This is a genomic window from Acidihalobacter sp. (genome assembly GCF_037381185.1).
Lineage (GTDB): Bacteria > Pseudomonadota > Gammaproteobacteria > DSM-5130 > Acidihalobacteraceae > Acidihalobacter_A.
The window spans coordinates 23,222-44,353 of sequence record NZ_JARRQY010000040.1 but is presented as its reverse complement, the minus strand read 5'-3'; the positions used below and the strand labels follow the sequence as shown (position 1 = coordinate 44,353).

Here is a 21,132-nt window from a genome sequence, read left to right as displayed (position 1 = left end):
CTGCCAGGCCCTCGCCATGCCCAAAATCGGAATGCAGCCCATTCGCCGCCGACAACTGATCGAGGCGGCCATACAATCGATCGGAGAGGTAGGCTTCGAGCGCACTACGGTCGTGCGCATCGGACGCATCGCCGGCGTGGCGCCGAGCATCATCCATCACTACTTCAGCGGCAAGAACGACCTGCTCGAAGCGACCATGCGCGAGTTGCTGGAGCAGTTCCGCGGCCACGTCGTGAGTGCGCAAGCCAACGCCCGCACCCCCATCGACCGTGTCGAGGCCCTGATCGGCGCCAACTTCGCCGACGAGCAGTTCAAACCAACCACCGTCGCCGCCTGGCTGGCGTTTTGGGCCCAGGCCCCGCACTACCCCGCATTGCACCGGCTGCAACGGATCAACGCCCGCCGCCTGCGTTCGAACCTGCGCCACGCCCTGCGCGCGCTGCTGGCGCCGAAAACCGTGGCGCCGACCGCCGAGGGATTGGCGGCAATGATCGACGGGCTTTACCTCAACTGCGCGCTCGACGGGCACGTCGACGGCCGCCACGCGAGGCGCGTCGTGCGTCAGTTTCTGTGCTGCGTGCTCGCCGCCAGCGGCGCCACGAACCCCTCAATATTGGATACGGAGACAGCATGAACCTGCCGGAACAACAGCTTTACATCGACGGCGGCTACCGCGATGCCGCCAGCGGCGAAACCTTCGACACCGTCAACCCCGCCACCGGCGAGACCATCGCCCGCGTGCAACGCGCCGGCCGCGAAGACATCGATCTGGCGGTGCGCAGCGCCCAGGCCGGCTTCGAGCGCTGGTCGCGCATGAGCGGCACCGAGCGCGGTCGCATCCTCAAGCGCGCCGCCGAACTGCTGCGCGAGCGCAACGACGAGATCGCCGCGCTGGAGACCCGCGACACCGGCAAGCCGATCGGCGAGGCCAACAGCGTCGACGTGCAGACCGGCGCCGACGCGCTGGAATACTTCGGCGGCCTGGCCGCCGCCCAGCACGGCGAGTACGTCGACCTCAACGACCACACCTTCTTCTACACCCGCCGCGAGCCGCTGGGCGTGGTCGCCGGCATCGGCGCCTGGAACTACCCGATCCAGATCGCCTGCTGGAAGGCCGGGCCGGCGCTGGCCTGCGGCAACGCCATGGTGTTCAAGCCGGCCGAGCTGACCCCGCTCAGCACCTCCAAGCTGGCCGAAGCGCTGACCGACGCCGGTCTGCCGCCGGGCGTGTTCAACGTCGTGCAGGGCGAAGGCGCGGTCGGGCGCATGCTGTCCACGCATCCGGACATCGCCAAGGTCTCGTTCACCGGCGAGGTCGGCACCGGCAAGAAGGTCATGGCCGATGCCGCCGGCACGCTCAAGTCGGTGACCATGGAGCTGGGCGGCAAGTCGCCGCTGATCGTGTTCGACGACGCCAGCCTGGACAACGCCGTCGCGGCCACGCTGATGGCCAACTTCTACACCCAGGGCGAGATCTGCACCAACGGCACTCGCGTGTTCGTGCAGCGCGGCCTGCTGGACGAATTCCTCGAGCGACTTGGCGAACGCACCCGCGCGCTGCGCATCGGCGATCCCATGGATCCGGCCACGCAGGTCGGCGCGCTGGTCTCGCGCGAACACATGGACAAGGTGCTGAGCTACATCGAGGCCGGCAAACAGGCCGGCGCGCGCGTGGTCTGCGGCGGCGGGCGGGCCTCGGTGCCCGGATTTGAAGACGGCTGCTTCGTCGAGCCGACCATCTTCGCCGATTGCGGCGACGACATGAGCATCGTGCGCGAGGAGATATTCGGCCCGGTCATGGCCGTGCTGCCCTTCGACGACGAGGATGAGGTCATCCGCCGCGCCAACGCCACCGACTACGGCCTGGCCGCGGGCGTGTTCACCCGCGACCTGGCCCGCGCCCATCGCGTGGTGGCGCGCCTGCAGGCCGGCATCTGCTGGATCAACAACTACAACCTGAGCCCGGTTGAGATGCCGGTCGGCGGCTACAAGCAGTCCGGTCTCGGCCGCGAGAACGGCCGCGCCGCCATCGAACACTACACCCAGCTCAAGAGCGTGTACGTCGAACTCGGCGACGTGGAATCCACGCTGTAGCCACCCCGCCCGCGCGCCGTCGAACGGCGCGCGGCCCCGATCAACATTCGACCGAAAGGATGCGAGCGATGAGCAATACGTTCGACTACATCATCGTGGGCGCCGGCTCGGCCGGCTGCGTGCTGGCCAACCGCCTGAGCGCCGATCCCAACACGCGCGTGCTGCTGCTGGAAGCGGGGCCGCGCGACCGCAGCATTTTCATCCATATGCCGGCGGCCTTCGCCGAGCCGCTCAAGAACGACCGCTATAACTGGTACTACGAGAGCGAACCCGAACCGCACATGGACAATCGGCGCATGTACTGCCCGCGCGGGCGCGTACTCGGCGGCTCCTCGAGCATCAACGGCATGGTGTACATCCGCGGCCACGCGCTGGACTATGACCGCTGGGCCCAGGCGCCGGGCCTGGAACACTGGGCCTACAGGAACGTGCTGCCCTACTTCCGCCGCGCCGAGACCCGGCGCAAGGGCGGCGACGCCTACCGCGGCGACAGCGGACCGCTGCACGTCAGCACCGGCGCCTGCGAAAACCCGCTGTTCGGCGCCTTCATCGAAGCCGGCAAACAGGCCGGTTATCCGTATACGGAAGACATGAACGGCTACCAGCAGGAAGGCCTCGGCCCGATGGACATGACGGTCGACGGCGGCGAACGCTGGAGCGCCGCCAAGGGCTATCTGCGCCCCGTGCTCGACCGGCCCAACCTGAGTCTGGAACTCGGCCGCCTGACCCACCGCATTCTGTTCGACGGCAAGACCGCCGTCGGCGTCGAGTACGCCGCGCACGACGGCTCGTTGGTGCAGGCCCGGGCCGAACGCGAGGTCATCGTCAGCGCCGGCGCCATCAACTCGCCTCAGTTGCTGATGCTTTCCGGCCTCGGCGACGCCGAGGCGCTGCGCGAACACGGCATCCCCCTGGTGCAGCACGTGCCCGGCGTCGGCCGCAACCTGCAGGATCACCTGGAGGTCTACGTGCAGTACGCCAGCACCCAGCCGATCAGCCTCTACCCCGTGCTCAAGCCCTGGAACCGCGCCATCGTCGGCCTGCAGTGGCTGACCGCGCGCAAGGGTCCCGGCGCCTCCAATCAGTTCGAGGCCGGCGGCTTCATCCGCTCGCGGGCCGGCGTCGAGCACCCGGACCTGCAGTATCACTTCCTGCCCATCGCCATCTCCTACGACGGCCGCGCACCGCAGGAAGGCCACGGCTTCCAGGCCCACGTCGGCCCCATGCGCTCGCAAAGCCGCGGCGCCGTCACCCTGAAGAGCCGCGACCCACAGCAAGCGCCGCGCATCGTGTTCAACTACCTCAGCCAGCCGGAAGATATGGAAGAGTTCCGCGCCGGCATCCGCCTGACGCGCGAGATATTCGCCCAGGCCGCCTTCGATCCGTTCCGCGGCCGTGAGCTGGCGCCGGGCGCCGACGCGGTCTCGGACGCCGAACTCGACGCCTTCATCCGCGCCAAGGCCGAAAGCGCCTACCATCCCTCCTGCAGCTGCAAGATGGGCGAGGACGACATGGCCGTGGTGGACGGGCAGACACGGGTGCACGGCATCGAGCAACTGCGGGTGGTGGACGCCTCTATCATGCCCAGCATCGTCAGCGGCAATCTCAACGCGCCGACCATCATGCTGGCGGAAAAAGCCGCAGACATGATCCTGGGCAAGAAAGCCCCGCCGCCCTCGGACGCGCCGGTCTACGTCGCGCCGAACTGGCGTGACGCACAGCGCTGACGCATCGGCCACAACGCTCTATGCGCCTTGCGTCTCACTCCGTTCGCTGGTCCTGACCGACGGCACCGCGCATGAGGTTCTTGATATCGCGGGCAGGCGGAGCGCCGAATTGCCGACTGTACTCGCGGCTGAATTGGGAAGGACTCTCATACCCAACCTTGAATGCGGCTCTCGAGGCATCGATGCGATTGGTCAACATCAAGCGCCGCGCCTCGTTCAAACGCATGCGCCTTTGGTACTGCAGCGGGCTCATGGCGGTCATGGCACGGAAATGGTTATGGAAAGCCGAAAGGCTCAAACCGGCCTTGCTCGCCAATTCCTCCATCTTGACCGGTTTGCTGAAGTTCTCCTTCAGCCAGTCGATCGCCAGGGAAACCTGATAGCCGCGGTTGCCGGCGTTGGTGATCTGGCGCAGCCGCGGCCCCTGCTCCCCCCTGAGCAGGCGATAAAAGATCTCCTGCTTGACCAGCGGCGCCAGAGCCGGAATGTCGTCCGGGCACTCGAGCAGATCAAGCAGGCGGTTGAAGGCGTCGGAAAGCTCCGCGGTGACCTCGCTTACCGCAATGCCGAGACACTCCTCCGATGGGTGAAGCGGGGCATGTTCTGCCCCAGCATGAGTTGCGCGATTGCGCGAAGGTCGAGTTCCAGCGTCAAACCCAGGTACGGCTCCTCACTACTGGCCTCGACGGTCTGCGTCACCACCGGAAGATCGACGGAAGTGATCAGAAACCGGTGCGCATCATAGACATAGGCATCATTGCCCAGGAACAGTCGCTTTCGACCCTGCCCGAATCGACAGCGTTGTCTCTTGAAGTCCATCGGGCAATCCGCCTTGCCAGGCCTTCACGCTCTTCTTGCGTGTCGCTCACCGCTCAACCTTCTATTTAAACTCAAAAATGATTTTATATATCCAAAAGTTAGCCTAAAAAATCCTTCCAAAGAGATTATCCATCAGCTTCAAAATCGGCAAGAGAAGGACATTAAAAAAAGCATGATTAGACAAAAATAAAAAAGATTGCGCCAATCCATGCCCCGCACTCCTTGCGCAATGGGGGAATTTTGCGAATTGAGTAGAAATAGGCAAAAGTCAAACAGGATCGCTCTAATGCTACCCGCACTCCACTGCCTAAAGTACCGACAATGCGATGCAAGCTGTCCTCCAACATCAGAGACCCGGTTGGTTTCGGCATCGCATGCCGTGACCAGGCATCCACACAGCCAGATGAGCAAACACGACGTTGCTGCGGCGCTGTTCGAAAGCTGTCCGCTGGACACTGACGGTAGCGATTGTGCTTTCCGACTTGGGCCTGACTGAAGCCAGCGGCGCCGCCCCGTAAAGAAGGCTTGTATGTCACGTGATCCTGGGCCGCGAACCCCTCAACGCGACGCTGAACGATACGCTTGCCGCACAAGCCGGACACCGCGGGCGCACCGGCCAGCTACATCCGGAAAGTACGCGACATCTTCTATATCGACACCGCCAACCTTGCGGCGGTTAATGCGGCGACAATCAGTATCACCGCCGTTTGCGAGGCGCCAAACCGGGCCCAAGATTCCGGATTCGAGAGCCCTGGGCCTGGCGACGGCGGACAAATCCGTCAGCACTCCTCGCGCGCCAGCTCCAGCCAAGCCCGCGCCGCGTGCGACAGATAGCCGCCACGGCGCCAGAGCAGCGCCATGTGCCAGTGCAGCTCGGAATCTGCCAGTTCGCGCATGCACACGCCAACATGCTGGCGTTGTTCTGCGATCATGCGCGGCAGGAACGCCACGCCCATACCCGCAGCGACCAGTTCGACGATGAAGTCGATCTGGCCGCTGCGCGTAACGATCGAAGGTTCGATGCCGAGCTGAGTGCAGGCCTCGAGAATGACCCGATTCAAGGCGAACCCCGCCTCGAACAGGATAAAGGGCGTGTCCGCTATTTCGGTCAGATCGAGCGCCTGCGTACCGGATGCGCAGGGATGCTCGTCGGGCAACAGGGCCATGATCGGCTCGCGACTGACGTCCTGCCACTCGAAGGCCTCGGACACCGGCAGCAACGAAGCTGCCAGCTCGATCTCACCAGCCAGAAGCATCTCCTCCAAACGCCGGCTGCCGTACTCCACGAGACTGATCTCGATGCCCGGGTAGCGTCGTCGGTAGCTGGCGAACAGTGGCGCGAACAGCACGCTGCTGCCGATCGGCGGCAGACCGATGCGCAACACGCCGCGCTGCAACCCACGCAGTTCGTCCAGCTCATGGATCAGGTCGTCGCGCTCGGTGAGCATCATCTGCGCACGCCGAAACACGATCTCCCCCGCCGCCGTCTGCGTGATCTTGTGTCCCACCCGGTCGAGTAGACGCAAGCCCAGTTCGTCCTCCAACTGCTTGACCGCCTTGCTCACAGTCGACTGGGTCGCGAACACCTTCTTGGCAGCCTGAGAGAACCCCCCCTGCCTGACCACTTCGACAAACGCCCGTAGATTTCGCAGCTCCATAACTAGTCCATATAGGAATCAATTATATTCAAATAATTCATTTTGAGAATAGTTTGGCGAAACTTAACATAGTTGCACGCCTAACCTTCCCAAAAGGATCGCCAAACCTGCCGCCATGAGCAAACGCCATCTCATCGTCAACAGCCGCTTCGCCATGCACCACAGCCGTCTGCTGCAGATCCTCCTGCTGTGCGCGTTCTGGCTGCTCGGCGAAGGTGCCGTCCACCTGACCGGCCTACCCGTTCCTGGCGGAATCGTCGGCATGCTGCTGGTGCTCGGACTACTGCTCAGCGGCCGCGTCAGTCTCGGCAGTATGCGCCTCGGCGCGCAATGGTTCCTAGCCGAACTGCTGTTGTTCTTCATTCCGACGGTATTGGCCGTGCTGGGCTACCAGCAGCTCTTCGGTCTGCTCGGCCTTAAGATCCTGCTCGTGATCCTGGTCAGCACGCTCTGTGTGATGGGCGTGACCGCCCTCACCGTCGAGTTCTGCTACCGCTGGAGACTCGCTCATGCCGCACATTGATCCCGCGCTGAGCATGCTGTTCTGGTCCGCGGCGACCATCGGCTTCTACCTGATCGCCAAGCGAGTCTACCGGGCCTGGCCGCGCTGGTGGCTGTCGCCGCTCGCGGTCGCCCCGGCGCTGCTGATCATTGCCGCGCTGTCGCTTCATGCCACTTATGCCAGCTACATCAGCGGCACGCATTGGCTCATCGCCCTGCTTGGTCCGGCCACAGTCGCCTTCGCCATCCCGATCTACCAGCAGCGCGTGCTGATCCGCCGCCATTGGCCGGAGCTGGCCATAGGCATGGTCGCCGGCAGCGGCACCGCCATGTTTAGCGCCTGGTTACTGGCCAGCGCCCTCGGATTGGACGGCTCCCTGCGCCTGAGCCTGCTGCCGCGCTCCATGAGCACGCCATTCGCCATGGTGGTGTCGGGCGACATCGGCGGCGTTCCGAACCTGACCGCGGTATTCGTCATCCTCACCGGCGTCATGGGCGCCGCCCTGGGTGAACTACTGCTGTCCCGTCTACCTCTACGCTCCTCGCTGGCCCGTGGCGCGTTACTGGGCATGGGAGCGCAGGGCGCAGGCACCGCCAAGGCGCACGAAATCGGCCACGAGGAAGGCAGCATCGCCGGGCTTGTAATGGTGCTGGTCGGCCTGTGCAACGTATTCGCCGCTCCGCTGCTGGCGTATTTCCTGCGCTAGCTGTCGCCCTCCAGCTTTACCATCCGATGACTGAGGATGCGGTAATTGCTCCGGCGACTAAGTTGCCCACTTCAGGGCTTGAACAAGGCTCGTACAGGCCGTATCCGGAAAGACCGGCCAGCCTGTGCCGGAGCAATACGGCACACAGCGTCGATGACAGGCGGCTCACGCATTCTTACCCCCTAAGATGCCGCCACTTCCGCAATTGCCGAGGGCAGCGCCTCCTTCATAAGTTCGATGAAGTATCGCAACCTCGCCGGATAAAACTTGGCGTAGGGATAGACTAGACAAACCGGTAATGGCTGGGCCTGCCACGCAGGCACGAGACGCACCAACCGCCCCGCTGCGATATCGGCGTCCAACAGCCAGGCCGAGCCGACACACACGCCCAGACCGCGCAGTGCGGCGGTGCGTAACGCATAGAGGCTGTCGGTAGCGAAACGCGGCTGGAAGGCCACGTGTTCGGTGGCGCCCGTGGCCGTATGCGTCAACTCGATCTCATTGCGGTAAAAGGTACTCAATGCCAGCCACGGCAGGCCGGCGAGTTCGGTTGGCCGCTCGGGCGCATCGAATCTTTGCAGCAGTTGTGGCGCCGCGACGGCGATACGCGGCACTTCGGACAGTTTGAGCGCAACCACGCCCGGCGTCTGCAGTTCGCCGACGTGAATAGCGCAATCGATGCCAGCGGCGATGTAGTCGTGCAAGGCGCGGTCGTCATGCAGTAACCAATCGATACGCACATGCGGATACCGCACCAGAAAGCGCTCGACGATACGCACCAGCAAATCCTGGCCGAACGCATGCGGCACGACGACCCGCAACAGCCCTCCCACCTCGGCCGCGCTACCGCGCATGTCCAGATCGAAGGCCTCCCAATGGCCCAGCAGCTCCCTGCCCCGCTCATAGCAGCGCTCGCCATCCGCGGTCGGACTCAGGGCGTGCGTGGAGCGCTGCAGCAGTTGCACGCCGAGTTCCTTCTCCAGCGTCTGTAGCCGCCGACTGACGGTCGGCTGCGTGCTGCCAAGCTGAGCGGCGGCGGCGGACAGGCTGCCTGCTTCGACGATCCGCACGAAGGTCTGCAGCAGCTCGAGGCGATCGGTACCGATCACAGATTTAACATTTCTCATACGTAATACGCATAACCAATATGCTATGCAGCCTACTACCGCCCCGCTTCGGATTCAAAGAAAATTAGCAACGTTACTCATTCATAGACAATTCAGGTGACTCTTTTCATGTCAAAGACGCATGAGCAATCGGCGGAGAATCTATCCACCTCCTTGCTGCTGCTGTTCGCCGCTGGTGCTGGTCTGGCCGTGGCCACGCTCTACTACAACCAGCCGATGCTGGCTGTCATCAGCGCCGATCTGCACGCATCACCAAGCGCGTTGGGCTGGATTCCGACGCTGACCCAGCTCGGCTATGCGGCGGGCATGCTACTGCTCGCGCCGCTGGGCGACCGTTACGATCGACGCAGCGTCATTCTCATCAAAGGCGCGGCGCTGATCGTCGCGCTGCTGGCAGCCGCCTTGGCGCCTTCTATCACGGTCCTGGACCTAGCCAGTTTCGCGATCGGACTATGCGCCACGCTGGCTCAGGACATCGTGCCGGCCGCCGCACATCTCGCGCCCGCCGCGCTGCGCGGCCGGGTCGTCGGCAAGGTGATGAGCGGGCTGCTGTTGGGCATTCTGCTGTCGCGGGTAGTCAGCGGCCTGGTCGCCGCCCAGTGGGGCTGGCGCGTAATGTTTTTCGCAGCCGCAGGCAGCATCGCGCTGCTGTGCCTGGCTGCCTGGCGCGGCCTGCCGTCATTCACGCCGGCCGCACGCATGGGCTACCGCGCACTGCTTGCCTCGCTCGGCCACCTTTGGCTGCAGCATTCGGCGCTACGCCGTGCGGCAATCGCCCAGGGCCTGCTATCGCTGGCTTTCGGCGGCTTCTGGTCGACCCTGGCAGTGATGCTGCATCACGCACCGTTTCACCTCGGCAGTACAACGGCCGGTGCGTTCGGGATCGCCGGCGCCGCCGGCGCGTTCGCCGCGCCGCTGGCCGGCCACATGGCCGATCGCGGCGGCCCCGAGCGCGTCACGCGCATCGGCGCACTACTCGTCGCCGTTTCCTTTGCATTGCTCCTGCTCTTGCCGTGGTCGTCCGTCCCGGTCTACCTACTTTTGCTCGGCATCGGCTCGATCGGTTTCGACCTGGGCATTCAGTCCTCGCTGATCGCACATCAGTCGATTATCTACTCACTTGATTCCGAGGCCCGCAGCCGTCTGACCGCGATTCTACTCACCAGCATGTTCGTGGGCATGGCCGCGGGTTCAGCCCTGGCGAGCCTGATGCTCCAGCACATCGGCTGGCTGGGCGTGGTGGGGCTGTCGATCGCGGCCGGATTGGCCGCCTTGACCACCCGCATGTGGCCGCAGGGACATAACCGTCAGGCGGACGCTGCGGCCTGAATCTGTTGCCCGGCAGACGGATACAGATGACATTCCACTTCATCTAAAAAGCAAATCATTCGCACGTGGATGGCAGCTACCAAGTATTGACGCTGTGCATACCCAGAAACTTCATGTGGATGGAGAGCTTGAGGCGCCGGGTCTGCTTCGCCAGACTGGACGGAAACGGCGCGAACGGCGCGGCCAGGTTGACGATGTGATGTGCCACGGGCTCCAGGTCACCCGCGCCGTTCAGACCATTCAGTTCCAGTGCCTGCAGCGAACCATCCGCGCCGACGATCAGGCGTACCACCACCGTGCCGGCATTCTCGCCGTCGTAGACCATGTCGCCGATACGCTGCAGTTTCTCTAGCAATGCCTCGAGGTAATAGCGCGCCACCAGCGTGTGCGGATCATGCACCTGCGCGAACTGTGAATGACTGACCACCGACGAGGCCACGGAGTCTATCTGGGAGGTCAGCTTGCCCCAGTCCAGCGTCTTGCTTTGCGGCGAAGCCTTGGAAGAGGCGGATGCCGGCGGCGTACTCGCCCTGGGCTGCGTAACCGCCGGGTGTGGTTTGGGAACCGGCGTCGTCGCCTTCGGCACGGGCGGGGCGGCGTGCCGGGCATGTTCGGGCTGTTTTGGCGCGGGTTTGGCCGGCGCCGGACGGCTCGGCCTGGCGTTCGCCGGAGCCGCAGCATGCGGATGCGTGGGGCCGGCCGGCTGCGGTTTGGACGCGCTGGAAGCGCGCTTCGCCGGCAGTTCGTAGATCCGCGCGTCGACCGGCGGCTGGCGCTGCGGCGTGGGCAATTGCGGTTGATGCAGCCAGCGCGCGGCGGCCACCAGCCCGAGCAGCACCAGCAGTACCGCCAGCGGCAGCACCCAGATCAGACGGCGCAGCGGATCATCCGGCGGCGAGGGGCCGCCGAAGGTCAATGCAGTCACGGCTTGCGCACGGCGATCAGAAAGTGCTGCACACCGGCCCGGCGCGCCGCCAGCATGGCGCGCACCACGGTGCCGTCGTGCGAGGCCTCGTCCGCGGCCACAATGATCGAGCTGTCGTGACCCTTGAGCATCGGCTTGAGCACGCTGTCCAGATTGGCCAGCGTCACCGGCTTCTTGTCCAGGTAGATGTGATCGTCATGGGTGACAGTCAGCGTCACCGGTGCCTGCGGCTTGCTCTTGGACGCCGTGCCCTCGGGCAGGTTCACGGCCAGCGAATGCAGGTTCTGCAGCGACAGCGAAGCCAACATGAAGGTCGCGAGCAGGAAGAACATCACGTCGATCATCGGAATGATTTCGATGCGCCCGCGCCGCGAGGCCCGCGATCTAGGCAGCTTCATGCGCCACCTCCCCGCTCTCGCTCTCCAGCCGCGAGCGGTCGAGCAGACGCGTGCCCATGCGCTCCAGTTCGTCCAGGGTACGCCCCTGCAGACGCGAGAAATAGTTGAAACCGAACAACGCTACCAGCGCCACCGCCAGACCCACCGCCGTGGCGATCAACGCCGTGGCCACGCCCGAGGTCACGCCCTTGGGATCGACCAGACCGTGCGCGCCGAACAGGTGGAAGGCATGCATCATGCCGTAGATCGTGCCCAGCAGACCGAGCAGCGGCGCCGCGGTGACGATGGTCTCCAACACCCACATCCCGCGCCCCAGCACGCGCTCGATAGCCAGCGACTCGTCGCCGGCGCGAGATTCCGTCCACCAGACAGGCCGCCCGCGGTTTTTCAGAATTACGCGCAGAAAACGCACGTAGTGATGGTTGGGGTCGTTGGTTGCAGCGTAATGCTCCAGTTCGCCCCAGGCGACGTCAGCATCGGCCAGCAGATGACGCAGCGCGGACGGCGGCCGCGTATAACGCCAGTAGACATAGGTCTTGTCGAGCAGGATGGCGACCATCAGCACCGCCAGCGCCAGCAATGGCCAGATCAGCGGTCCGCCGAAGTTCAGCAACTGCCAGGAATCGAAGAGAACGTGCATAACTCAATCAGCCCTTGATGGAGGAAGCCGGCCCGGCCGCGACGTAAGGCCAGGCGAGGTTCCCATGCTCCTATTCTTGCGGACGTTAGACAATGGACCGCGACAAAGATTTACACTTTCATACGCCGCAGACCTCGCCACATACCGCCATCCCGGTTACAGTAGATCGCATGTGGAAATGATCCTACCGATACCGCCCATGAGCATGCGCAACTGCACCTGCGGCGCCGAACCCGAAGTACGCCGCGAAAACCGCCCCACGGCCGACGGCCGCGATGAAACGTTCTTTCGCGTGTCCTGCCCGGTGTGCGGACAGACCGGCCCGGCCGTCTCCGCCGCCGGCAAGGACGAAGCGACCGCCATCGCCGAAGCGGTCGAGGCCTGGAACGCCATGATTGCCCGCGCCCGCCCTTCGGAGGCCTGAGACATATGAGTCCCGCCCCCACCATGGACTCCAAACCTCGCTACAGCGTCCGCGAGGAAATCGCCAACGCTCTGATCCACGGCATCGGCTTCGCCCTGGCCATCGCTGGCCTGGTGGTGCTGACGGTGCTCGCCGCACAGATCAGCGCGCGCCACGTGGTCGCGGTCAGTATCTACGGCACCTGCCTGATCCTCATGTACGGGGCCTCGACGCTGTACCACGCCGTCCCGCAACCGCGCATCAAGAGCGCGCTGCGCCAACTCGACCATGCCTCGATCTTCCTGCTCATCGCCGGCACCTACACGCCGTTCACCCTGATCAACCTCAGCGGGCCCTGGGGCTGGTCGCTGTTCGGCGTGATCTGGGGGTTGGCCGCGCTGGGCCTGATCCTGCAGCCCCTGCTCAGGCAGCGGCGCGTGATCGCCGTCGCACTCTACATCGCCATGGGCTGGGCCGTGCTGATCGCCATCAAGCCGCTGATCCACGCCGTCGCCCCCGCCGGCATCGCCCTGCTGGCGGCCGGCGGCCTGGCCTACACGCTGGGCACGATCTTCTACGGTTGGCGCAAGCTGCCCTACAGCCACGCCGTGTGGCACGGCTTCGTGCTGCTCGGCAGCGTGCTGCATTTCTTCGCCGTGCTGTTCTACGTGCTGCCGTCCGCGGTTACTTGATCCGCCCGTCCACGTAGTACCAGCGCCCGCCTTCTCTCACGAAGCGACTGCGCTCATGCAACCGGTGTGCCCTGCCTCCGGACTTGGAACGTGCCACGAACTCCACCCAGCCCTGCGCATCGACCTCGCTGCCTTCCTGCGTGCTCAGAATCTGCAGCCCCAGCCAGTGCTGGGCCGGATCGAAGCCGATCGACGGCGGGCGCGTCGACGTGTGCCACGTATCGCGCAGGTAATCCGCACGAGCCAGCGTGAACGCGGTATAGCGCGAACGCATCAACTGCTCGGCCGTGCCCGGCAGCAGGTCGCCGTCCAGGTAGCGCCCGCAGCACGCCTCGTATCCGCCTCCGGAACCGCAGGGGCAGGCATCCGCCGCATCCTGGCCGTCCGTTTTTTTCGCCTGCATGTTGATCCGACCGCCTCCGTCCTGTTGAGATAGATTACGGATGCATGATCTTACGCGCTCCCCACCCATTCCGGTTGTCGCCTATCCATGACTGAACCGCAGGACATCGTGCTGGCCTACCACCGGCGCACCAAACACCAGTTCCGCCGCTACGCCGCCGGCCCGCCCGGGCTCGACTGGGACACCCAGCCCGACCCGTTCCGCAGCTTCGACGGCGCCCCCCAACGGGAACTGCCGTTGCTGGACGCCGCCGCGCCCGAGCCGGCCTACGCCGATCTCTACCGCCCCGGCAAGATCGCGCCGCGCCCGCTGGAGCTGTCTACCGTCGCCGCCCTGCTCGAACTGTCTTTCGGACTTTCCGCCTGGAAGCGCTACGGCGACACGCGCTGGGCGCTACGCTGCAATCCCTCCAGCGGCAACCTACACCCCACCGAAGCCTATGTGATCGCCGGCGGCTGTGCCGGCCTGGACGACGGCGTCCATCACTACCACAGCCGCGATCACGTACTGGAACGGCGCTGCGCCTTTGCCGAAGACATGGCGCCGCCCGGCACGCTGCTGATCGGTCTCAGCTCCGTCCACTGGCGCGAGGCCTGGAAATACGGCGAGCGCGCCTATCGCTACTGCCAGCACGACATCGGCCACGCCCTGGCCGCGGCGCGCTACGCCGCCGCGACGCTCGGCTGGCGGGTGCAGCTGCTCGCCGACTGGAGCGACGCCGATCTCGCCTCGTTGCTCGGCATCGACCGCGACGCCGACTTCGGCGACGCCGAGCGCGAACACCCCGATCTGCTGCTACGCATCGATACTGCAGATGCTGCGCCCACCGATACCGGCGCTATGCTCGCCGCCGTGCGCGGCGGCCACTGGTTTGGCCGTGTCAACCGCCTGTCGGCCAAGCACGGTTTCGACTGGCCGGTGATCGACGAGGCGGCCACAGCCTGCGTCAAGCCTACGACGTCGGAACCACAGTGGCAGTGGCAGACGCTGCCTGCACTGCCGCCCGACGCGCGCACGCCGGGCGCGGTCGAACTCATCAGGCAGCGGCGTAGCGCGCAAGCCTTCGACGGCACGACCGGCATCGCCGCGGCGGATTTCTACCGCATGCTGGACCTGAGCCTGCCGCGCCCCGGCGTACCGCCCTGGGACGTGATCGCCTGGGAGCCGCGCCTGCACCTGCTGCTGTTCGTGCATCGCGTGGAAGACCTGTCGCCGGGGCTGTATCTGTTCCTGCGCCACGGCAACGCCGAAGAACTGGTCCGCCAAAACCTCTCCGCCGAATTCGCCTGGGAACGCGTGGACGGCTGCCCCGGACACCTCGCCCTGTTCCGCCTGCTCGAGGGCGACGCCCGAGCCGCCGCGCGCACGCTGTCCTGCCACCAGGACATCGCCGCCGACAGCGCCTTCAGCCTAGGCATGCTGGGTGAGTTCGAGCAAAGCCTCACACAGAAACCCTGGACTTACCGCCGCCTGTTCTGGGAAGCTGGTGTGCTCGGCCAGGTGCTCTATCTCGAAGCTGAAGCCGTCGGCCTACGAGGCACCGGCATCGGCTGCTTCTTCGACGATCCCGTACATGAGCTGGCCGGCATCGAAAACACAGCTCTGCAGAGCCTATATCACTTCACCGTCGGCGGCGCGCTGACCGACGCGCGCCTGCAGACCCTGCCTCCCTACGCGCATCTGGCGCGGGCGGCATCAAGCTGAACACGGAGGACACCATGCAAGCCACCGCCGAACTCCAGGTCATCCCGCTCGGGACGGGCGTATCCGTGCGCACCGAGATCCAGCGCGTGGTCGAGCTGCTGCACGGGCATGGCTTCATCATGGAAACGCACGCCTCCGGCACCAACATCGAGGGTGAGCTGCACGCCATCCTGGCCGCAGTCGAAGCGGTACACGAAACCCTGCATGGCGAAGGTGCGGTGCGACTGGTGAGTTACCTCAAGCTGGAAACGCGCACCGACAAGACACCCACCCTCGCAGGGAAGAAACTCTGACGTGCTGCCGGAGGCCATCCATCATATGAAGCCGCGCTGGCCATTCGTCCCCACCCACCCGACACTGGCGGCGATCTACCTCGCCCCGGTGGCGGGCGCGCCGATGAACGCGGCCGACGCCGTGGAGGCAGTTGCCGGCGTAGGCCTGAACGGCGACCGCTACGCCGTAAACGTCGGCTTCTGGCAGGCCACCGACGCCTGCCAGGTCACGCTGATCGGCACGCCGGACCTCGCTTGGGCCGTCCGCCGCGCTCCCGCGGCACAGCGCGAACGCCTCATGCAGGGGCACCATCGCCGCAACCTCGTCGTCGACGGACTCAAGGCGCAAGCGCTACTGGGCAAGCGTTTTCGCATCGGCGAAGCCCTGTTCGCCTACCGCAAGCCGCGCCCGCCCTGCGGCTACCTGGACCAGGTCGAAGGTGCAGGACTGTGCCGCGCACTGGGTCGGCACAGCGGCGTGTGCATAGAAGTCATCGACGGCGGCCGGTTCGTCGTGGGTGACGCCCTGGAAATCGTCGGGTCGAGTTGAGTTCCCGTCTCAGAAGTGCGCCAGCGCCACGATGCGCGCCCCGAAGGCCACGAAGGCAACGCCCAGCACGCGGTCCAGCACTCCGCGCACGCGTCGGTAGGCGGTCTGCATGCGCGCATGCGAAAACAGATAGGCCACCAGCACCCACCACAGCACTTCTTCGGCAACCACGATGCCCAGCGCCGTGAGATGCACCCACAGCGGCGCATGCGCCGGGAACACCGCGACGAAGATACTGGTGAAGTAGATGATCATCTTCGGATTGGTCAGCGACAGCATGCCGCCGGTCAGCACCGCCCGCCGCAGCGACGAACTCGCTCCCCGCCCGGCATCGTCCTCGGCGTCCTCGGCGCTGCTCTCCCCGCGCTGTGACGCGCTCCACGCCGACAGCCCCAGCCAGATCAGGTACGCGCCACCGGCCAGTTGCATAAGGCCGTACACCGTGGTGAATCGCGTCATAAACAGCGCCACGCCGAAGATCGCCGCCATCGCCCACAGCCCCGCGGCGGCCGACACGCCCATCGCGGTCGCCACACCGACCGCACGCGAACGGCTCGCGGCCGAACGGCTGACCAGGAAGAACGCCGGACCAGGACTCATGATGGCGAGCAGGTTGATCGCGGCGATGCCGGCCAGCATAGGAACGTAGGACATGAAGCGAAACTCCGAATACGGTGCGTAGCGAGGGACCGCCCGCCCAGACGCTGTAGAGCGCTGGCAAACTTCCGGCAAGTATAGCTTCCGCCGCAGCCCAGATCAGCCGAACGGCGCCACTCCGATCAGGCTCAGATGCAACCAGAACGCGAACGCCGCCCAGGCCACCACGCCGACGACGACCGTCAGCACATCGCCGATGACGGTACCACCTGGATGAACCACGCCCGCGCGGTCATCGCGCATATGCGAGACCACGAAGTCAGCCACCGCCCAGGCAAAGAACAGCCCGAACAGCAACAGATCACGCAGCCACCCGGTCGCGAACAAATGCCCGAAGGCCCACAGCGCCACCCCGGCCAGCATCGGGTGTCCGACCCAGGTCTTGATGTGATTGCGCGGCACATAGGCCGCCGCGACCAGCACGAAGGCCAGCAGCGTGAACAGCGAATTCAGGTGCCGCATCGCGGAGGGAGGCATATAGAACATGGCCGGCTGCGCCCGCTCCAGCCCAAAGCCCCAGATAATCGCCACCAGGCCGACGCCCGATACCACCGAATACAAGCCCTTCCAACCGTTCTTGCCCAGCCTGAGAATCTGCCGCTCGCGCCAGGCCGGCGCCGGCATGTGCACCGAGTGCGCCCCCAGGAACAACACCAGACCGATGATCAGCAGCCACATGGCACGCCCCCTTCTGCCGTTCGGAACCTAGACCTTAGCAGTCGCATCCCATGCGTGCGCCCTTATTCGGTTCTTCGGATTCCGACTCGCCGAACGACTAAGGATTCCTTGGTAGTTCGTAGGTTGGGGTGAGGTACGAACCCCAACATTGCCATCGTCCCCGCGGACACCACGTTGGGGTGCGCTGCGCTTACCCCAATCTACGCCACCTGCATTCCTGCCGAGCCATCGGGAAATTCCGGATAGCTGCCTCCGTAGGTTGGGGTGAACAAAGCGTACCCCAACAAAAAGCTCCTACACCTCACCCCTCTCCCCAAACCCCGCATCGAAGTCCTCGCCGCACGCCCAATCACTCTCCACCAAACCAAGTTTCACATCCCGATGAAACGACGAATACGGCCAATCGGCCACTCTCCTGACATGACCGTGCTTGACCGGGTTGTAGTGCGTGTAATCCACATGCCGCTGCAGATCCGCCTCGTCCCGGATCAAATGATCCCAAAAGCGCCGCTGCCAAATGCCACGCTCGCCTTTCGCTCTCCTGCTCGGCCCGATACGTTCATTTATGATGACGTCGAGGTTGTAGAACTTGACGGGCCTGTCCGAGCCGGCAATGTGCAAATTTTGCACATTGCTTTTCTCGTCCAGCTCGCCTTCCTTGAACACGTTGCGCAGATGCTTCGTGATCACCGAACGCTCGCGGCCGAACAGCTCGCTCATCTGCTCCTGGCGCAGCCACACCGTATCCTCGCCCACGCGCACCTCGACGCGCGTTTGCCCGTCCTCGGATTGGTAGATCTGTACCGGCGCGCTCATGAATCTTCCCCCGCAGCCCTCTATTCCGCGTCCAAGGCCAACAAGCGCTCGCTACGCCAAACCCTCACTACGCGGACCTTGCGCTATTCCCGTCTGTATACGATGCGAAACGGCGGCCTGATCAGTTCCCGGAGATGGGGCTGGCCGAATTCCGGCACGACGCGACCCATGTCGGGGTGGGGCGAGAGCGCTTCCGCGCTTTCGACGATATCCGCCACCAAACGCCGCCCGACCTCGGGAACGCGTTCCCGCTCATACCAGGCCAGGATAGCTTCGAGATCGCGTACCGCCGATTCGGCAAACGTGACGCCGACGCGGGCCAAGACCTTAGAGCCCCAACCGAGCCTTCACGTCTTTCAACGAAACTTCCTGCCCCGCTTCGAGGTCGCTCAAACCGGCCACGACGGCCCGCATGAACGCCCGCTCGTCCTCCGCGGCTTCGAAGTCCTCGATGGACTGTACGACAGCCACGCCACGGCCACGGCTCGTCAGCAGGGTTGGACGGTGCGCCTTGGCGACATGCCTGACGATCTTGCCGGGGTTGATCTTCAGATCGGTGAGGGGAACGACATCCTCGGAGAACTTGATCGTCATCGCAGCACCTGTGCCTCGAAGAAATGACCCGATGATAGCACCGGTTGGAGGTGCCGTTTACTAAGCTTTAGGGCATCGCAGTGAACAGTGCGTAGGCGACGCAGACTCGCAGCGTGGAGTCGGGTCCGCCCGCTTTCCAGCCCGTAGCCACGTAGGTTGGGGTGAGGTACGAACCCCAACATTGCCAAGCGCCTGCCATGTTGGGGTGTGCTTCGCTTACCCCAACCTACTCTCAGCCAGCAACGCCTCGTCTTCCATCTCATCGCCGCCCAAATCTGCCGCGATCTCGCGGAACTGCGCCAACGCCGCTTCCAGGTCGTCGACGATCTCCTGCGCGATCACCTCGGGCGCGGGCAGGTTGTCGGAATCGGCCAGGCTATCGTCCTTGAGCCAGAAGATGTCCAGGCTGGCCTTGTCGCGCGCGGCCAGCTCCGAATAGTCGTAGGCGCGCCAGCGGCCCTCGGGATTGTCCTCGCTCCAGGTCGCCTGGCGCTGGTGGCGATTTCCGGCGTTGTAGCAGGCCACGAACTCGTCCAGGTTCTCGCGCTTTAGCGGGTTGGTCTTGAGCGTGAAGTGCTGGTTAGTGCGCAGGTCGTAGATCCAGAGCTTCTTGGTCCACGGCGTTTCCGAGGCTGGCTTCTTATCGAAGAACAGCACGTTCGCCTTCACGCCCTGTGCGTAGAACAGCCCCGTGGGCAGACGCAGCAACGTGTGCACGTCGCACTCGTGCAGCAGCTTGCGGCGGATGGTCTCGCCCGCCCCGCCCTCGAACAGCACGTTATCCGGCACAACCACCGCCGCCCGGCCGTTCTGTTTGAGCAGCGTTTTGACGTGCTGCACGAAGTTGAGCTGCTTGTTCGAGGTGGTGGTCCAGAAATCGTCGCGCTCGACGCTGTCGCGCTCCCTGCTGACCTTGCCCTCCTCGCCGACGATGGTCGTGCTGCTCTTCTTGCCGAACGCACGAAATCCCGTTCGACGTAATAACCGTAAAGCTCGTCGAGTGTCTCGCGCGGGTCCGTGGCCAGCACGACTCTCGTCCCGGCGAACCGGACCACGGTTTCGCGTGGACGCACGATCTCGGCGAACACCGCCTTACCCGTTTCAGCAGGGTTTCCCGCCCCGACCTGCAGGAGCAATTCCGCCGCACGCGCCAGTTCTTCTCGCATATTCTGCATCGTGGCCTTGAAGACCTTACCGTCCAGATGCTCGAAAAAGTGCGTGACCCGCGTCTGACGGGTCATCAGCTTGAAGTCGAGATAGCCCTGCTCGGGCGCAAGCAACAGGATACCCACATTGGCGAACTCGCCCGTCTCCACGAACGGCATGAAGCGTACGATCGAGTACAGACAAGGTATCTTGTTCATTTCAGGCTCCAAAACCCGTCGCGCCGGTCTCAATTCTGAAAGATATTCAGTTCAACCAACCCGCTTCGTGCAGTCGAGTCCATGCGGCCGACACATGATCCGGCACCATTAGCGAGCGCTTCCGCGCATTCCATTGCTGCACGGCCGCCAACGCCTCATCCTCAGTTGCCGCACCTTCATGTCTGGCTACCCAGTGCACCGTCGCCAGCAACTCCATGCCATAGGGTGACTGGAATCCTTCAATCAGGTCGCCTACGCGACGGACACGCTCGGCCAGAACCTCATGGCCTTGCGCATCGACGAACGCTTCGGCCTCGACAACGGCCTCCGGCACCGGCTCGATTTCGGCCTCCACAACACCATCGCCCAGCCCTCGGATGAAATGCCCCTCCATACGATTCAGGACATGGCGTAAGGTGTCCGAATACGGCCCATAGACGTGCTTCTCGAACGGCAGATTCAAGGTCTCACCGGCTTCCTGCAGAAAATAAGCGAGTTTCTGCACCTCAATCTTGGACAGCCCGTAGCCCAACGTGCGGTACGTGTCCAACACCTTGATGACCGCAGCACGACCTGGCGTCATTCGCGGTCGTTTGGTGCGCACTTCCATGCTCTTCGGATCGGGAGCACCCTCAGGCGGAAACAACCGCACATCAACGTCCGGCAGATCGGCGAAGGCCGTTTCGATCAACGGATGCACCACCTCCCAATCGAGACCGCCATTGCCGCAGCCGAGCGGAGGGATCGCAATCGAACGGATACCGAGCTGGCGCACCTGCGCTACGAGATCAACCAAACCGTCACGAATGAACTCGATACGTGACTTGCCACGCCAATGATCCTTGGTCGGAAAATTGACGATGAAGTTCGGCTTGACCAATCCCCCGGAGTCGAACACGAACATCCGCCCCGGTCTGACCTGCTTGGCCTTACAGGCTGCCTCATAGGCTCGAAAGTTCTCCGGCCACCTGTTGCGGAACTGCAACGCGATGCCCTTGCCCATCACACCGACGCAATTCACCGTATTGACGATCGCATCCACATCGTCCTGCTTGAGCAAATCGCCATGTACGA

Annotated in this window: 27 protein-coding genes; 13 read left to right on the top strand and 14 right to left on the bottom strand. The window is 64.3% G+C overall.

Going from position 1 to position 21,132, the window contains the following annotated elements; translation table 11 throughout:
• The first annotated feature begins 16 nt into the window (after positions 1-16).
• The 4 genes from betI (at position 17) to P8014_RS14065 (ending at position 4,201) form a co-directional block, all read left to right on the top strand.
• On the top strand, positions 17-634 hold the full coding sequence (betI, locus tag P8014_RS14080; protein WP_337817962.1) for a transcriptional regulator BetI: 618 nt from the start codon (positions 17-19) through the stop codon (positions 632-634).
• Positions 631-2,094, top strand: a complete 1,464-nt coding sequence (gene betB / locus P8014_RS14075; protein ID WP_337817961.1) for a betaine-aldehyde dehydrogenase — start codon at positions 631-633, stop codon at positions 2,092-2,094. Before betI ends, betB begins: the two co-directional genes overlap by 4 nt.
• A 68-nt stretch (positions 2,095-2,162) precedes the next feature.
• Positions 2,163-3,821 carry a choline dehydrogenase gene (gene betA / locus P8014_RS14070; RefSeq protein WP_337817960.1) on the top strand — a complete coding sequence of 553 codons (1,659 nt, stop codon included), beginning with the start codon at positions 2,163-2,165 and terminating at the stop codon, positions 3,819-3,821.
• A 188-nt stretch (positions 3,822-4,009) separates the two neighbouring features.
• Positions 4,010-4,201: a hypothetical protein gene (locus tag P8014_RS14065; RefSeq protein ID WP_337817959.1), complete on the top strand. Its 192-nt coding sequence runs from the start codon at positions 4,010-4,012 to the stop codon at positions 4,199-4,201.
• Between the two features lie 175 nt (positions 4,202-4,376).
• Here P8014_RS14065 and P8014_RS14060 read toward each other — a convergent pair whose 3' ends face one another.
• Together P8014_RS14060 and P8014_RS14055 are read right to left on the bottom strand one after the other, a co-directional pair.
• A complete protein-coding gene (locus tag P8014_RS14060; RefSeq protein ID WP_337817958.1) occupies positions 4,377-4,640 on the bottom strand; it encodes an AraC family transcriptional regulator in 264 nt (87 codons plus the stop codon).
• A 779-nt stretch (positions 4,641-5,419) separates the two neighbouring features.
• Entirely contained in the window at positions 5,420-6,298 is an 879-nt protein-coding gene (locus tag P8014_RS14055) for a LysR family transcriptional regulator (RefSeq protein ID WP_337817957.1), read from the bottom strand.
• Positions 6,299-6,413: 115 nt separating this feature from the next.
• On the opposite strand from P8014_RS14055, the gene P8014_RS14050 reads away from it, so the two are divergent.
• Together P8014_RS14050 and P8014_RS14045 are read left to right on the top strand one after the other, a co-directional pair.
• Complete coding sequence (locus tag P8014_RS14050; RefSeq protein WP_337817956.1) at positions 6,414-6,821, top strand: CidA/LrgA family protein; 408 nt, start codon at positions 6,414-6,416, stop codon at positions 6,819-6,821.
• The gene (locus P8014_RS14045) at positions 6,808-7,506 is read left to right on the top strand and encodes an LrgB family protein (RefSeq protein ID WP_337817955.1); all 699 of its coding nucleotides are present in this window, start codon (positions 6,808-6,810) and stop codon (positions 7,504-7,506) included. The genes P8014_RS14050 and P8014_RS14045 overlap by 14 nt, the downstream gene beginning before the upstream one ends.
• A gap of 182 nt (positions 7,507-7,688) precedes the next feature.
• Here the strand turns inward: P8014_RS14045 and P8014_RS14040 are convergent, their stop codons facing one another.
• The gene (locus tag P8014_RS14040) at positions 7,689-8,615 is read right to left on the bottom strand and encodes a LysR family transcriptional regulator (protein ID WP_337817954.1); all 927 of its coding nucleotides are present in this window, start codon (positions 8,613-8,615) and stop codon (positions 7,689-7,691) included.
• A gap of 126 nt (positions 8,616-8,741) precedes the next feature.
• On the opposite strand from P8014_RS14040, the gene P8014_RS14035 reads away from it, so the two are divergent.
• Entirely contained in the window at positions 8,742-9,962 is a 1,221-nt protein-coding gene (locus tag P8014_RS14035) for an MFS transporter (protein ID WP_337817953.1), read from the top strand.
• Between the two features lie 76 nt (positions 9,963-10,038).
• On the opposite strand, the gene P8014_RS14030 is transcribed toward P8014_RS14035, so the two are convergent.
• Genes P8014_RS14030 through P8014_RS14020 form a run of 3 tightly spaced genes read right to left on the bottom strand, consistent with a single transcriptional unit; the run spans position 10,039 to position 11,925 of the window.
• Positions 10,039-10,887: a hypothetical protein gene (locus P8014_RS14030; RefSeq protein WP_337817952.1), complete on the bottom strand. Its 849-nt coding sequence runs from the start codon at positions 10,885-10,887 to the stop codon at positions 10,039-10,041.
• Positions 10,884-11,285, bottom strand: coding sequence for a biopolymer transporter ExbD (locus tag P8014_RS14025; RefSeq protein ID WP_337817951.1), 402 nt, complete (start codon positions 11,283-11,285; stop codon positions 10,884-10,886). Before P8014_RS14025 ends, P8014_RS14030 begins: the two co-directional genes overlap by 4 nt.
• Positions 11,272-11,925 (bottom strand): MotA/TolQ/ExbB proton channel family protein, encoded by a 654-nt coding sequence (locus tag P8014_RS14020; RefSeq protein WP_337817950.1) that lies wholly within the window; start codon positions 11,923-11,925, stop codon positions 11,272-11,274. Before P8014_RS14020 ends, P8014_RS14025 begins: the two co-directional genes overlap by 14 nt.
• Before the next feature lie 199 nt (positions 11,926-12,124).
• Between P8014_RS14020 and P8014_RS14015 the strand changes: the two genes are divergently transcribed.
• Together P8014_RS14015 and P8014_RS14010 are read left to right on the top strand one after the other, a co-directional pair.
• Positions 12,125-12,349 (top strand): hypothetical protein, encoded by a 225-nt coding sequence (locus P8014_RS14015; RefSeq protein ID WP_337817949.1) that lies wholly within the window; start codon positions 12,125-12,127, stop codon positions 12,347-12,349.
• Between the two features lie 5 nt (positions 12,350-12,354).
• The gene (locus tag P8014_RS14010; RefSeq protein ID WP_337817948.1) at positions 12,355-13,020 is read left to right on the top strand and encodes a hemolysin III family protein; all 666 of its coding nucleotides are present in this window, start codon (positions 12,355-12,357) and stop codon (positions 13,018-13,020) included.
• Here the strand turns inward: P8014_RS14010 and P8014_RS14005 are convergent.
• Entirely contained in the window at positions 13,013-13,423 is a 411-nt protein-coding gene (locus P8014_RS14005; RefSeq protein WP_337817947.1) for a YchJ family protein, read from the bottom strand. The genes P8014_RS14010 and P8014_RS14005 overlap by 8 nt on opposite strands.
• Positions 13,424-13,510: 87 nt before the next feature.
• Between P8014_RS14005 and P8014_RS14000 the strand changes: the two genes are divergently transcribed.
• Genes P8014_RS14000 through P8014_RS13990 form a run of 3 tightly spaced genes read left to right on the top strand, consistent with a single transcriptional unit; the run spans position 13,511 to position 15,949 of the window.
• Positions 13,511-15,127, top strand: a complete 1,617-nt coding sequence (locus P8014_RS14000; protein ID WP_337817946.1) for a SagB/ThcOx family dehydrogenase — start codon at positions 13,511-13,513, stop codon at positions 15,125-15,127.
• A gap of 14 nt (positions 15,128-15,141) precedes the next feature.
• Entirely contained in the window at positions 15,142-15,420 is a 279-nt protein-coding gene (locus tag P8014_RS13995; RefSeq protein ID WP_337817945.1) for an MTH1187 family thiamine-binding protein, read from the top strand.
• 25 nt (positions 15,421-15,445) lie between these two features.
• Positions 15,446-15,949, top strand: coding sequence for an MOSC domain-containing protein (locus P8014_RS13990; RefSeq protein ID WP_337817944.1), 504 nt, complete (start codon positions 15,446-15,448; stop codon positions 15,947-15,949).
• Positions 15,950-15,958: 9 nt separating this feature from the next.
• Here the strand turns inward: P8014_RS13990 and P8014_RS13985 are convergent, their stop codons facing one another.
• From P8014_RS13985 to P8014_RS13960, 6 genes are all read right to left on the bottom strand, one after another.
• Entirely contained in the window at positions 15,959-16,603 is a 645-nt protein-coding gene (locus P8014_RS13985; RefSeq protein WP_337817943.1) for a LysE family transporter, read from the bottom strand.
• A gap of 102 nt (positions 16,604-16,705) precedes the next feature.
• On the bottom strand, positions 16,706-17,284 hold the full coding sequence (locus P8014_RS13980; RefSeq protein WP_337817942.1) for an NnrU family protein: 579 nt from the start codon (positions 17,282-17,284) through the stop codon (positions 16,706-16,708).
• Positions 17,285-17,578: 294 nt separating this feature from the next.
• The gene (locus P8014_RS13975; protein WP_337817941.1) at positions 17,579-18,100 is read right to left on the bottom strand and encodes a hypothetical protein; all 522 of its coding nucleotides are present in this window, start codon (positions 18,098-18,100) and stop codon (positions 17,579-17,581) included.
• An 83-nt stretch (positions 18,101-18,183) separates the two neighbouring features.
• Positions 18,184-18,423 carry a type II toxin-antitoxin system RelE/ParE family toxin gene (locus P8014_RS13970; protein WP_337817940.1) on the bottom strand — a complete coding sequence of 80 codons (240 nt, stop codon included), beginning with the start codon at positions 18,421-18,423 and terminating at the stop codon, positions 18,184-18,186.
• A 4-nt stretch (positions 18,424-18,427) separates the two neighbouring features.
• The gene (locus tag P8014_RS13965) at positions 18,428-18,694 is read right to left on the bottom strand and encodes a type II toxin-antitoxin system Phd/YefM family antitoxin (protein ID WP_337817939.1); all 267 of its coding nucleotides are present in this window, start codon (positions 18,692-18,694) and stop codon (positions 18,428-18,430) included.
• Positions 18,695-18,910: 216 nt separating this feature from the next.
• Complete coding sequence (locus P8014_RS13960; RefSeq protein ID WP_337817938.1) at positions 18,911-19,534, bottom strand: N-6 DNA methylase; 624 nt, start codon at positions 19,532-19,534, stop codon at positions 18,911-18,913.
• Between P8014_RS13960 and P8014_RS13955 the strand changes: the two genes are divergently transcribed.
• Complete coding sequence (locus tag P8014_RS13955) at positions 19,526-19,675, top strand: hypothetical protein (protein WP_337817937.1); 150 nt, start codon at positions 19,526-19,528, stop codon at positions 19,673-19,675. The two genes, P8014_RS13960 and P8014_RS13955, sit on opposite strands and share 9 nt — an antisense overlap.
• A 429-nt stretch (positions 19,676-20,104) precedes the next feature.
• On the opposite strand, the gene P8014_RS13950 is transcribed toward P8014_RS13955, so the two are convergent.
• Complete coding sequence (locus P8014_RS13950; protein ID WP_337817936.1) at positions 20,105-21,100, bottom strand: macro domain-containing protein; 996 nt, start codon at positions 21,098-21,100, stop codon at positions 20,105-20,107.
• Positions 21,101-21,132 lie beyond the last annotated feature (32 nt).